Origin of the sequence: Phenylobacterium deserti, assembly GCF_003254705.1 — a bacterium.
Taxonomy (GTDB): domain Bacteria; phylum Pseudomonadota; class Alphaproteobacteria; order Caulobacterales; family Caulobacteraceae; genus Phenylobacterium; species Phenylobacterium deserti.
Map to the genome: position 1 here is coordinate 1,682,955 of NZ_QFYR01000001.1, position 12,421 is coordinate 1,695,375.

Here is a 12,421-nt window from a genome sequence, read left to right on the forward strand (position 1 = left end):
GGGCGGCTCGACACCGGATCGACGCACTGGGGGGAAAGGCAATCCGGACCCGGCATCGAGCGCACCCGATGCGGTCCGACATCACGACCAGTGTCCGTTCGTGGATCTGATCGCCAGAGGGGCCCGGCCCGCCTCTAAAAGTTTGGGATCGGCTGCGGCGCTTTCAAGGCGGGTCGGTGCGCCGCATGCGCTTTTTCCTGCAACTTGCGCCGGGGACCATTATATCGGCGCGCCATGAGCATCTCTTCCGCGGCGGACGCCGCCAGTCCTCGTCAAGGTCTTGCCGCCCAGGCGGCGAGACGGCGCACCTTCGCGATCATCTCGCACCCTGACGCCGGTAAGACGACGCTGACCGAGAACCTGCTGCTGGCCGGCGGCGCCATCCGCGCCGCGGGCCAGGTCCGTGCGCGAGGCGAAAACCGGCGCACCCGCTCCGACTGGATGAAGATCGAACGCGAGCGCGGCATCTCGGTGTCGGCCTCGGTCATGACGTTCGACCACGACGGCAAGATGTTCAATCTGCTGGACACGCCGGGCCACGAAGACTTCTCGGAAGACACCTACCGCACCCTGACCGCCGCCGATGCGGCTGTCATGGTTCTCGACGCCGCCAAGGGGATCGAGCCTCAGACCCTGAAGCTGTTCGAGGTCTGCCGCCTGCGCGACATCCCCATCGTCACCTTCATCAACAAGATGGACCGCGAGGCGCAGGACCCGATCGCCCTGCTGGACGAGATCGCCTCCAAGCTCGCTCTGGATCCCGCGCCGCTCTACTGGCCCGCCGGCTCCGGCAACCGCTTCAAGGGCATGCTGGACCTGCAACGGGACATGTTCATCCCGTTCGCCAAGAAGACCGCCGACTCCGACGGCGAACATCCCGAGCCCGTCGCCTTCCACGGCGGTAACAGCATCGCCAGCTACCTGGAAGAGGGCGAGCATCAGGAGCTCGAGGAAGGCGCCATGCTGGTGCAGGAGGCTTCCAAGCCGTTCGACCGCCAAGCCTTCCTCGAAGGACACATGACCCCGATCTTCTTCGGCTCGGCCCTGCGCCACTTCGGCGTCGACCAGCTGCTGGAAGGCATCGGCGCCTACGCCCCGCCGCCCAAGACCGTGAAGGCCGCCAAGAGCGGAGAGCCCATGGGCGTCGAGCCGGGCGACAAGGAGGTCACCGGCTTCGTGTTCAAGGTCCAGGCGAACATGGACCCCAACCACCGCGACCGGATCGCCTTCCTGAAGCTGACCTCCGGCAAGTTCAGCCGCGGCATGAAGCTGAAGGTGCAGAACACCGGCCGGCAGCTGTCGGTGAACGCCCCCATCATGTTCTTCGCCTCCGACCGGGAGCTTGCCGAGGAAGCCTTCGCGGGCGACGTGATCGGCATCCCGAACCACGGCGTGCTGCGGGTGGGCGACAGCCTCTCGGAAACCGGCACGCTGCGCTTCGCCGGTCTGCCGAACTTCGCGCCGGAAATCCTCCAGCGCGTCCGGGTCAAGGATCCGCTCAAGGCCAAGCACCTGAAGAAGGCGCTGGAAGGCCTCGCGGAAGAGGGCGTGACCCAGCTGTTCCGTCCCAACATCGGCGCCGACTTCATCGTCGGCGCGGTCGGACAGCTGCAGTTCGAGGTCATGGCCGACCGCCTGGCCAACGAATACCAGCTCGAGGTCATCTTCGAGCCCAGCCCCTATGCGGAAGCCCGCTGGCTCGGCGGCGACAAGGCCGACGTCGAGGACTTCGCCGGCAAGCACCGCTCCGCCATGGCCACGGACATCGACGAGCAGCCGGTGTTCCTGGCCAAGTCCAGCTGGGAGATCGGCTACGTGGGCGAGCGCTACCCGAAGGTGCGTTTCGAGCGGACCAAGGAGCGCACCTGATTCCCGCCTGACGCTCTGAAGGGGCTTGCCGCCACACGCAGCAGGTCTCTTGAGGCGGGGACTCTCGCGGAACGAGACTTCCGCTTGCGCTTTATTGTGGATGGTAAGCTGTTGTTAACCATACACAAGAAGTTAATGACTTGTTAAAGTCCTCGGCTCCGGCTTTGCTCAAAGCGTTCATGGCCCAAGCGGACCGTCTCATCCTGGGACGTTCGTGGTTGGGGAGGGGCGCTATGTTCGAGCTGGGTCGAGAGCTGAAGCGACTTCTGGGTACGGACCGTGGTTCGGCCCTGCAGGACGGCCTGACGGGTGGGGACCCCGCCCTGCTTGAACTGCTCGACTACAAGCTGCTCCTGGAAGAGGCCCGCAGCGCGGACGCCGCCTCCGGCCGCACGGGCGCTCGCGACAAGCCCGCCCGCCGCCTGGAAGCCGCCGTTGTCTGGCGCGAGGCTGCTCGCCGCTCCGGCGACGCCGCCCTTCTGCGCAAGGCCGCCAGCGCCGCTGAGATGGCTGCTGAGGGCTATGATCCGACCCGCCGCTCCGACGGCTGGGCTCGCGCCCGCACCGAACAGGCCTACTGCGCTCTTCTCGGCGCCGAGCTCTTCGGTGACGAAGGCCTGAACGCCGCCGCCGAGGTGGCTTTCCGCGACGCCCGCACCGCCGCCCGCGCCGGAGTCGCCGCGGCAATGGCCGACGTGGGCCTCGCCATCGTACAGGGCCGTCAGCATCTCGCCGCCGGTGACGCGGCCCAGGCACGCATCTGCGCGGACGCCTTCGCTATGCCCGCCGCGGCCCTGGACGCCATCGCCCGCCGCAACACCGCCGCCCGGCCGCTCGCCGCCGAAGCGCGCATCGCCCGCGCCGACCTGCTGTGCGGCTGGGGCGCACGCCTCAAGGACGAAAGCCTGGTGCGCATGGCGCTGGACGACGCCGCAGGCGCGGCGCGTCGTCTGAACCTCGCTTACGAGCCGATCAGCTGGGCGCGGGCCGAGATGATCCGGGGCGAGGCCCTGACCCTTTGGGGCGAGCTGACGGGCGACATCGACGCCATCGCCGCCGCCGCAGCAGCCCTCGCCGGCGCCCTGGAAGCCATCACCCGCGACCACAGCCCTCTCGACTGGGCGCGGATCCAGGTCTCGCTGGGCCAGGCTCTGCGGGCGCTGGGCGAGGCAAGCGGCGAGGAACGCGCCTTCGAGCAGGCGGTGACCTGCTTCGACCGCGCCGCCCTGATCCTGAAAGAAGCGCCGACCTCGCCGCTGCGCGGGGTGGCCGCCGGCGCCCGGGCCATGTGCCTTGCCCGCTCGGCCGAGCTGACCGGCGACCTCGCTGTGCTCGACGCCGCCGAAGCGGCCATGAAGATCGAGCTGTCGAAGCTGCAGGCCCGCCGCGACCCGGTGGGCTGGGCGCTGGCCCAGACCCATCTGGCCCGGCTCTACGAAGCGCGCATCGACATCACCGGCCACGATCGTGGCGAGCGCGCCGCGGCCGTCACCGCCCTCGACGCGGCGCTCGACGTCTTCGCTGAGCAAGGCCTCCACTCCATGAGCGTCATCGCCAGCGACGCATTGGGCCGCCTGCGGGCCGGCTCCTCCAACCAGCCGCGCACCGCCGTCTAGCTGGCGCGGAAGAGCGCTTCTCAACTCACAGTGGCGCTGCCACACTCTCTGCGTATGTGGAGGTGTGAGATGCGTTGGGTTCTGGCTCTTGGGGTGTCTGCGGCGGCGCTTGGCGTGGTCTCGGCCTTCGCTCAGCCAAGCATTGTCGATCCGACATGGCTTCGCCGGCCAGGTCCGAACGACCTGCGCGCCGCTTGGCCGAAGGGTGCGCTCGAAAAACGCCTCGAGGGGCGGGCGCTGATCGGCTGCGTGGTCACCGCGCAGGGAACGCTGACCCAATGTCAGGTGCTGGAGGAAACGCCCGCCGGCTCAGGGTTTGGTGGCGCGGCGCTTTCCCTGACCCCGCAGTTCCTGATGAAGCCTGCAACGCAGGATGGGCGACCCGTGGAAGGCGGTCGCGTCCGCATCCCGATCCAGTTCGATCTGCCCAGCGGCGTGGGCGCCCAGTACACGAAGGTTGCGCGCGTGATCACCAACGTGCCGTGGATCGACGCCCCAAGCTTCGACGACGTGCTGGCGGCTTACCCGAAGGGCGCCGCGGAACGCGGCGTGGGCGGGCGGGCGACGCTCAGTTGCACCTACACGCCGGCCGGCCGTCTCCGCGACTGCCGCGGCGCGAACGAGCAGCCGGAGTTGCAGGGCTTCGCCGCCGCCGCCATGCGCCTCGCGCCGAAGTTCCGCGGGCCGCCGTTGGAGGGAGACAACGCCCGCCAGCCCACCAGGACCGAGTTCGTCGTGGCGTTCGCGCCGGAAACGCTGAAAGGCGTGCGCACCGTCGGCAAGCCGTCCTGGACGGGCCGTCCGACTGTGGAGCAGTTCCGCGCCAGCTATCCCGACGCCGCCATAAAGGCGGGGGTGAATCAGGCCCGCGTGGTGCTCAGGTGCAAGGTGGAGGCGCAGGGGCGGCTCGGCGGCTGCCGACCCGAGAGTGAAGAGCCCGCCGGCTATGGCTTCGGGCAGGCGGCGGCCAGCCTTGCGCCGACGTTCAGGGTGTCTGCCTGGACGGCCGAAGGCCTGCCCACCGTCGGCAGCGAAGTGGCAGCCCCTATCCGCTACGACCTGCAGGCCCTCGCCGCGGCGTCAGCTCCGGCCGCCAGGCCCTAGCGGCCGCGCCACCAGCGAAGCGCGCCCTTCTCCGCCGCATCCAGGGCGGCGTGCAGCACTGCGCCCAACAGTCCAAGGATGACGAGCGCCGCGAACATGCGGGCTGTCTGCAGCCGGTTGCCCGCTTCCAGAATCCGCCAGGCCAGGCCCTGTGCGCCGCCCGATCCAGCCACGAACTCGGCGACCACCGCCCCGATCACCGCCTGACCGGCCGCCACCTTGTGGCCCTCCAGCAGGAACGGCACGGCCGAGGGCAGCCGCAGCCGCAGAAGCCGTTGCAGGCGCGAGGCTCCGTAGAGCTCGAACAATCGCTCCAGATCCGCGTCGGCCGACTTCAGTCCGGTCACCGCCCCCGAGTAGATCGGGAAGAAGGCGACGATCGCCGCCAGGCCCACGATGGCCCGCTCTGGGTGGTCGATACCCGCCCAGATCACCACCAGCGGCGCGATCGCTACGATGGGCGTCACCTGAAGGATCACCGCCAGCGGCCGGGCGGCCCGCTCGGCCAACGGGTCCAGGGCCACCACCAGAGCCGCCGCCTGGGCAAGGAGGCTCGCCACCACCAGGGCCGCGATGGCCATGACCAGGGTGTGGCCCGCCGACGCCAGCAAGGCGCGCCAGTCCTCCGCCACCGCCTTGGCGACGGCGCTGGGCGGCGGCAGGAAATAGCTCGGAACGCCGCTCACCCGACAGCCGATCTCCCACGCGGCCAGCAGGGCGCCGATCAGCAGAAGCGGTGCGAGAAGTTCGAGGAGGCGCTTCATCGAGCGCCGCTCGCGGCCAGCAGGTCGGACACCGCTTCGGCTGTGGCTCGGAACCCTTCCCTGGTGCGAAAGCCGGCCGGACGGGGCAGGGGACCGGGAACGGCGATCTCGCCAGCCAGGCGGCCCGGGCCCGGCGTCATCACCACCACGCGAGAGGCCATGTAGACCGCCTCCTCCACATTGTGGGTGACGAACACCACCGCAGGTCCAGAGGCGGCGCAGAGCGCCAGCACGTCGTCGGCCAGGGTGCGGCGGGTGATCTCGTCCAGGGCCGCGAACGGTTCGTCCAGGAGCAGCAGGCGAGGTTCGGTGACCAGCGCCCGGGCCAGCGACACGCGCATGGCCATGCCGCCGGACAACTGCGCCGGGCGTGCGTTCTCCGCGCCGCCCAGGCCCACCCGCTGCAGGGCCTCCAGAGCTCGCGCCCGCGCTTCCGGCCGGGCGGTTCCGGCCAGTTCCAAGGGCAGGGCGGCGTTGGCCTGCGCCGACAGCCAGGGGGCCAGGGTCGGCAACTGGAAGACCACCGCCGTCTCACCCCGGCCTGCCGCCCTGTGCACCTCGCCGCTCGTCGGCGCCTCCAGCCCGGCCAGCAGGCGCAGGGCGGTGGACTTGCCGCAGCCGGACGGCCCCACCAGGGCGACGATCTCGCCGGCCGCCGCAGCCAGGCTGAAGGGACCCAGCACGCGGCCTCGGCCGCGGTATTCGACCTCGACCTCGACCAGCGCCGCGGTCATGGCGCTTCGGGATGACCGACGAACTGCAGGGTGTAGGCGCGGCTGAAATCCAGGCTCTTGGGATAAACGCCCTGGCTGGAGGCCACCTCGAAGAACTGCTTCCAGCGCGCGTCGCTCATGGCGCCCAAGCCATAGGTCTCGGCCTCGCCGGACTCCACCAGGCCGTACCGGCGCATCTTCTCGCGCGCCTGGTCCAGCAGGTCCTGGGTCATCTCCGGATTGTGCTTCAGGATCAGGGCGTCGCCCGCTGACGGATCGCCATGCAGGTAGTCGCGCCAGCCCTGGGCGCTGGCTTCCACGAACGCCTTCACCAGCGCCGGATTGCCGGCGATCAGCCGGTCGGGCGCCAGCACCATGTTGGCGTAGCCGGGATAGCCCTCGTCAGCCAGCAGGAACACCCGCGGCGCGACACCGCCCTGTTTCTCCAGGGTATAGGGCTCACTGGTCACATAGCCCTGCTGCACCACCCGCTTGTCGGCCAGGAACGGCGCAGGGTTGAAGTTGTACTTGCGGACCTGATCGTCGCTGAACCCGTACTTGGCCTTCAGCCAGACCCAGAACGCCGTCACCGAGGCGTCAGCCAGCAGGATCGGCCGGCCCTTCAGGTCCGCCAGGCTCCGCAAGCCCGGGTCCGGATGGGCGATGAGCACCTGCGGGTCCTTCTGGAAGAAGGCCGCCACCGCCTTCACCGGGATCTCCTCCTGGGCGAGGTTCAGCGCGATGAAGCTGTTTGAGCCCATGCCCAGCTCGACGGCGCCCGAAGCCAGCAGCTGCGGCACGTTCACGCCCGGCCCGCCCTGCACGATCTGCACGTCCAGGCCGCGCTTGCGGTATTCGCCCGTCGCCACCGCCTGGTAGAAGCCGCCCTGCTCGGCCTGCGCCCGCCAGTCGGTGGCGAAGCGCACCGTCGCCAGTCGCGTGGTGTCAAGCTGGCCCGGCGCCGGCGCACGGTCCGAGTTGTCGCCCGGCGAGCAGGCGCACAGCACCGACGCCAGGAGCACGGCGAGACGACGCAAGGCTCTCATGGATCCTCCTAGCCGCGGCGCAGCCGCCGCTGCCCCGAGTTGCAATACGGCCAAGCCGGAAATGCAAGAGGGCGGCGCTGCGGTTTCCCGCGGCGTCGCCCTCATTCAGATCCGTTGGGGGATCTGGTCGCCTTCAGAGGCGGCTTTGAATTCCGTTGCGGGTCGCCCCGCTCTGTTCATCGCCCCCGGTTGTCGCTTGGTGCGGGTTCCGGTTTCCCGGTTCCGTGCAGTTTGGCGTCTGTCTGCGGCTGAGGAGTTTCGGGTCCGCCGTTTCCGGCTTCTCCGTTGTCCGTCGCGCCTCAGTCCCTGTCGGCAAGTTGACGGTGCGCCCGAACCCGCTATACGGCAAGCGCCGCCGACCGCCGGTATGTGGGCGAGGCGCTCAATCCTCTGTGAACCAACTGTTAACCACCTGTGGACGGCGCCGCTTTCCGCAAGCAAATCAACGCGCCGGCTTATCCACAGAAAGCCTCAGCGGCTGGCCTGCAGCGCCTCGCGCCGCTCCTCCAGCTCCAGCCACTCCTCTTCGGCCGCGCTCAGCTGCGCCCGGGCCGCGTCCAGCGCGCGGCTCAGCCGGTCGAACCCGGCCGGATCGCGCGAATAGAGGTTCGGATCGTTCAGGCCCGTCTCCAGCGCCGTGATCTTGCCCGGCAGCTCAGCCACCAGCGTCTCAAGCTCGGCCAGCCGCCGCTGGTCCTTGTAGGACAGCTTGCTGGGCTTGGCCGCCTCGAGGCGCGGCGCAGGCGCGGCCGCAGGCTTCTCCGGCGCCTTGGCGCTCGCGCCGCCGAAGAAGCCCGGGTTCTGGCCGATGAAGTCCTGCCAGCCGCCCGGCGTCTCCACCACCTTGCCCGAGCCGTCCAGCCCGATCGTCGAGGTCGCCAGCCGATCGATGAAGTCGCGGTCGTGGCTGACCAGGATCAGCGTGCCCTCGAAGTCGGCCAGCAGGTCCTCGAGCAGGTCGAGGGTGTCCATGTCCAGGTCGTTGGTCGGCTCGTCCAGCACCAGGATGTTGGCCGGCTGGGCCAGCGCGCGGGCCAGCAGCAGGCGGTTGCGCTCCCCGCCCGACAGGCTGCGCACAGGCTGGCGCAGCTGGCTGTCGCGGAACAGGAAGTCCTTGGCGTAGGCGTTGACGTGCTTGGGCTGGCCGCGCACCAGCACCTGATCCCCGCCCAGCGGCGTCAGCACGTCCTTCAGCGTCATCTCCGGCGACAGCGCCGCTCGGGCCTGGTCGATGTAGGCGATCTCCAGGTTGGTCCCGAGCTTCACCTCGCCCTCGTCCGCCGGGATCTCGCCCAGCAGCAGTTTCACCAGCGTCGACTTGCCCGCCCCGTTGGGCCCGACGATCGCCACCCGGTCACCGCGCAGGATCCGCGTGGAGAAGTTCTTCAGGATCACCCGCTCGCCGAACGCCTTGGACACGCCCTTGGCGTCCACCACCCGCTGGCCGGAGGTCCCGGAGCTGGCGATGCCCATGTTCAGCTCGCCGCGGCTGTCCTTCAGCCGCTCGGTCCGCTGCTGGCGCATGTCCATCAGCTTGCGCCGGCGGCCTTCGTTGCGCGCGCGCCGGGCGGTGACGCCGCGCGCCAGCCAGTGCATCTCCTTCTTGATCTGCACATCGAGGCGACGGGCTTCCTCCGCCTCCTGCTGCTCGATCTTCTCGGCCCAGTCCTCGAAGGCGGCGAAGCCCTCGTCCAGCCGCCGCACCTGCCGGTGCTCCAGCCAGAAACAGCGCTTGGTCACCCGCTCCAGGAACGCCCGGTCGTGGCTGACGATCAGGGCGGCGGCCCGGCTGGCGGCGATCTGCGCCTCCAGCGTCTCGATGGCCATGATGTCCAGGTGGTTGGTCGGCTCGTCCAGCAGCAGGATGTCCGCATCCTCCGCGAACGCCCGCGCCAGGGCCGCACGGCGGATCTCTCCGCCCGACAGCCCTTGCGACGACTTGGCCGGATCGAGGCCGAAGGTTTGCAGCGCCGCGTCCGCCTCGTGCGGCTCGGCCCCGCCGGCGCTGGCGTAGTCGCGCAACGTCGGCCCGCTGATCTCCGGCTCCTGCGGCACGAAGGCGATGCGGGTGCCCGGCGTCACCGTCCGCTCGCCGGAGTCGGCCTGCACCTGTCCGGCCACGACCTTCAGCAGGGTGGACTTGCCCGCCCCGTTGCGTCCCACTAGGCACGCGCGCACCCGCGGCTCCAGGCCAAGGTCGACGCCGTCGAACAGCATCAGCGGACCGTCGGCGAGGCGGACGTCTTTCAGGGCCAGAAGGGGCGCTCTCATGGGGGCGGTGAGATAGCGCTTCGGGCCGGGGGCGCAAGGCGTCCATTCAGATCGGGTCCGCGGATCACAAATCGCCGCGCCCCCTTGGGTTGGCGCCCGCACGGGTCTAGATGGCGCCCATGGCGGGTGAACCCTTCTGGCGCAGGAAGACCCTCGAGCAGATGACGGCTCGGGAATGGGAGAGCCTGTGCGATGGCTGCGGCCTCTGCTGCCTGGTCCGTTTCGAGGACGAAGACACCGGCGAGATCATTCCCACCCGCGTTCACTGCAAGCTGTTCGACGCCGACCTCTGCCGCTGCAGCAATTACCCGCAACGCCGCGACCACGTCCCCGACTGCATCAAGCTCACGCCTGGCAACATCGAGGCGCTGGAGTGGATGCCCAAGAGCTGCGCCTACCGCCGCCTGCACGAAGGCCGCGACCTTCCCAACTGGCACCCGCTCATAACCGGTGACCCCGAAAGCGTTCACCGGGCCGGCGTTTCGGTGCGCGGCCAGACGGTCAGCGAGGCCGCCCTGCAGGACCCGGAAGACGCTCTCGACTTCGCCGCCTGGGACCTTGTGGACGAACGCGGTCGCGACTGACCGGCCTGGCGCCCTCCCGGAGCCTCTCTCCGGCTTTCCGCTCGAAGCCTGGCCACCGGAACCCTTTGACCGGGCTGCGGTTGAACCCGCCTAGCCAAGGGTTCTGCGCATGTTGCTTCTGCTTCTCCAACGCATCTTCAGCCTGATCTCGTTGGCCTTTCTGGCCCTCGGCGGCTATCTCGTCTGGTCCTGGTGGCAGATGCGCGAGGCGGTGGACGCCACCGGCTTTGACGACGATCCGCAGCCGTGGCGGCTCTGGGTGGGCGTGGCCCTGCTGGCCTGGTCCTTCCTAGGCCGCACGCCGGTGCTGATGCTGCTGGGCCGCAAGGGCGATGATCACGACCGGCTCAAGCGCTCCTCGGGCGAGAAGCTCCAGACCCCCACCGGCGCCGTGCTCGACGTGGCCAGCGAAGGTCCCGCCGAAGCTCCGGCCCTGGTGTTCTTGCACGGCTGGGGCCTGGAGCGCGGCATCTGGTGGGAAGCGCGTCAGCGTCTGTCCCGTCGTTTCCGCGTGGTGACCTACGATCTCGCCGGGCTCGGCAAATCCAAACAGCCGGCCGATGGCAAGTACAGCATCGAGCGCTTCGCCGATGACCTGCGCGCGGTGGTCGAACAGCAGGCGCCGCGCAAGGTGGTGCTGGTGGGCCACTCCATCGGCGGCATGACCGTGATGACCTACTGCCGCCGCCACGCCGACACGCTGGGTGGGCAAGTGGCGGGCATCGTTCTGGAGAACACGACGCCGGTGGACCCGACGCACACCACTGTGCTTGGCGAGGCTCTCCACGCCACAGAACCCGTGTTGCGCTTCTTCTCCCGCCTGGGCGTCCCGCTGCAGCCGCTGTCCTGGCTGATGAACTGGCAGAGCTACCTGTCGGGCCAGACGCACATCGCCATGCGCATCGGCGGCTTCGGCACCCGCCCGACCCGCTCGCAGTTGGAACAGGTCTCGCGGGCCGCAACCGTCAACTCGCCGGCTGTCCAGTCCAAGGGCAACCTGGCCATGATGAACTGGAGCATCGAGCGCGAGCTGAAAGGGGTGCACATCCCGGCCCTGGTGTTCATCGGCGGTCAGGACATCGTCACCGTTCCTTCGGCGGGCGAGAACATTGCCTGGAGCCTGCCTCGCGCCCGGCGCCATCCGGTGCAGGACGCCGGCCACCTGGGCCCGATGGAGCTCGCGGACGAGTATAACAGCGCCATCGAAGCCTTCGCCGACGAGGTCTTCACCCAGGGCGCCCAGTGGGCTGACGCGCGTCCGGTGGATCTGGGTGCGCCAGATCCGAAGGTGACCCGTCTGCCGCTCCGCCGTCCCGGCGACGAGCAACCCGACCGTGGCCCAGGGTCCCTGTGATCTTTTTGCCACATCCGACCTTGCGTGCAACCGCGGCCGGACCAATCTAGAAGGGCCGTTCGAAACGGTTTTCACAAAGGGCTGAGTTTTGGCGCGCGACCCCTACCAGGAACTGGGAGTCACCCGCAGCGCGAGCGCGGACGAGATCCGCAAGGCCTTCCGCAAGCTCGCCAAGCAGTACCACCCCGACACCAACCCGGGAAACAAGGACGCCGAGGAGCGCTTCAAGCGCGTCAGCGGCGCCTTCGACATCCTTGGTGATCCCGACAAGAAGCGGAAGTTCGACGCCGGCGAGATCGACGCCGACGGGCGCGAAACGGCGCGTGGTTTTGGCGGTTTTGGCGGCGGCGGGGCCCGTGGACCCTGGGGCGATCCGCCCCCGGGCGGCTTCGGCTCGCGCCGCGGCTATCAGAGCGAAAGCTTCGAAGGCGCGGACCTGGGGGACATCCTGGGCGAGATGTTCGGCGGCGCGCGGCAAGGCCGCGGCGGCGGGCAGGGCGGCGGCTTCGGCGGTTTCTCCCAGCGGGGCGCCGACGTGCGCGCCAAGCTGGAGATTGACGTCGAGGAAGCCATCCGCGGCGGCAAGAAGCGCATCGCCTTTTCGGACGGCCGCACCCTTGATGTGACCATTCCCAAGGGCGCCCAGGACGGCCAGACCCTCCGCCTGAAGGGGCAGGGGCAGGCCGGCCGCTCCGGACCCGGCGACGCATTCATCGAACTCACCATCGCGTCCCACCCGATCTACCGGCGCGAGGGCGAGGTGCTGGTCATGGATGTTCCCGTGACCGTCTACGACGCGGTTTTGGGCGGCAAGGTCGAGGCGCCGACGCCTGACGGAAACGTCACCCTGACGGTGCCTAAAGGCTCCAACACCGGCACGCGGCTGCGGCTGCGTGGTCGGGGGCTGACCAACGCGCGGGGCGAGCGCGGCGACCTGTTCGCCCGCCTCGTGGTCACCCTGCCGGATGCGCCGGACGCGGAGCTGGAGGCGCTGGCCGAAACGTGGCGACAAAAGAGGCCGTACGCACCGCGCCGACGGAACTGAGCTGTAGCGTCGTGACAGAAGGGCGCACGCGCTCCATAAACCTCGCATTCAGGCT

At 69.4% G+C, this 12,421-nt stretch carries 10 protein-coding genes; 6 read left to right on the plus strand and 4 right to left on the minus strand.

The annotated features are described in order from the left end of the window. The first annotated feature begins 234 nt into the window (after nt 1–234). The 3 genes from DJ018_RS08495 (at nt 235) to DJ018_RS08505 (ending at nt 4,589) form a co-directional block, all read left to right on the plus strand. The gene (locus tag DJ018_RS08495; RefSeq protein WP_111514381.1) at nt 235–1,869 is read left to right on the plus strand and encodes a peptide chain release factor 3; all 1,635 of its coding nucleotides are present in this window, start codon (nt 235–237) and stop codon (nt 1,867–1,869) included. A 233-nt stretch (nt 1,870–2,102) separates the two neighbouring features. Next, nucleotides 2,103–3,485 (plus strand): hypothetical protein, encoded by a 1,383-nt coding sequence (locus DJ018_RS08500; protein ID WP_111514382.1) that lies wholly within the window; start codon nt 2,103–2,105, stop codon nt 3,483–3,485. 69 nt (nt 3,486–3,554) lie between these two features. Beyond that, the gene (locus DJ018_RS08505) at nt 3,555–4,589 is read left to right on the plus strand and encodes a TonB family protein (protein WP_165842831.1); all 1,035 of its coding nucleotides are present in this window, start codon (nt 3,555–3,557) and stop codon (nt 4,587–4,589) included. Here DJ018_RS08505 and DJ018_RS08510 read toward each other — a convergent pair. The 4 genes from DJ018_RS08510 to DJ018_RS08525 form a co-directional block, all read right to left on the minus strand. Then, nucleotides 4,586–5,353 (minus strand): ABC transporter permease, encoded by a 768-nt coding sequence (locus DJ018_RS08510; RefSeq protein ID WP_111514384.1) that lies wholly within the window; start codon nt 5,351–5,353, stop codon nt 4,586–4,588. The two genes, DJ018_RS08505 and DJ018_RS08510, sit on opposite strands and share 4 nt — an antisense overlap. Then, nucleotides 5,350–6,087 (minus strand): ABC transporter ATP-binding protein, encoded by a 738-nt coding sequence (locus DJ018_RS08515; RefSeq protein ID WP_111514385.1) that lies wholly within the window; start codon nt 6,085–6,087, stop codon nt 5,350–5,352. Before DJ018_RS08515 ends, DJ018_RS08510 begins: the two co-directional genes overlap by 4 nt. Next, complete coding sequence (locus DJ018_RS08520) at nt 6,084–7,112, minus strand: ABC transporter substrate-binding protein (RefSeq protein ID WP_111514386.1); 1,029 nt, start codon at nt 7,110–7,112, stop codon at nt 6,084–6,086. Before DJ018_RS08520 ends, DJ018_RS08515 begins: the two co-directional genes overlap by 4 nt. A gap of 471 nt (nt 7,113–7,583) precedes the next feature. Further along, nucleotides 7,584–9,383, minus strand: coding sequence for an ABC-F family ATP-binding cassette domain-containing protein (locus tag DJ018_RS08525; RefSeq protein WP_111514387.1), 1,800 nt, complete (start codon nt 9,381–9,383; stop codon nt 7,584–7,586). Between the two features lie 119 nt (nt 9,384–9,502). On the opposite strand from DJ018_RS08525, the gene DJ018_RS08530 reads away from it, so the two are divergent. From DJ018_RS08530 to DJ018_RS08540, 3 genes are all read left to right on the plus strand, one after another. Then, nucleotides 9,503–9,967 carry a YcgN family cysteine cluster protein gene (locus DJ018_RS08530; RefSeq protein WP_205853726.1) on the plus strand — a complete coding sequence of 155 codons (465 nt, stop codon included), beginning with the start codon at nt 9,503–9,505 and terminating at the stop codon, nt 9,965–9,967. Between the two features lie 109 nt (nt 9,968–10,076). After that, nucleotides 10,077–11,321 (plus strand): alpha/beta fold hydrolase, encoded by a 1,245-nt coding sequence (locus DJ018_RS08535; RefSeq protein WP_111514389.1) that lies wholly within the window; start codon nt 10,077–10,079, stop codon nt 11,319–11,321. A gap of 88 nt (nt 11,322–11,409) precedes the next feature. Continuing rightward, complete coding sequence (locus DJ018_RS08540; RefSeq protein WP_111514390.1) at nt 11,410–12,366, plus strand: DnaJ C-terminal domain-containing protein; 957 nt, start codon at nt 11,410–11,412, stop codon at nt 12,364–12,366. Nucleotides 12,367–12,421: the final 55 nt, after the last annotated feature.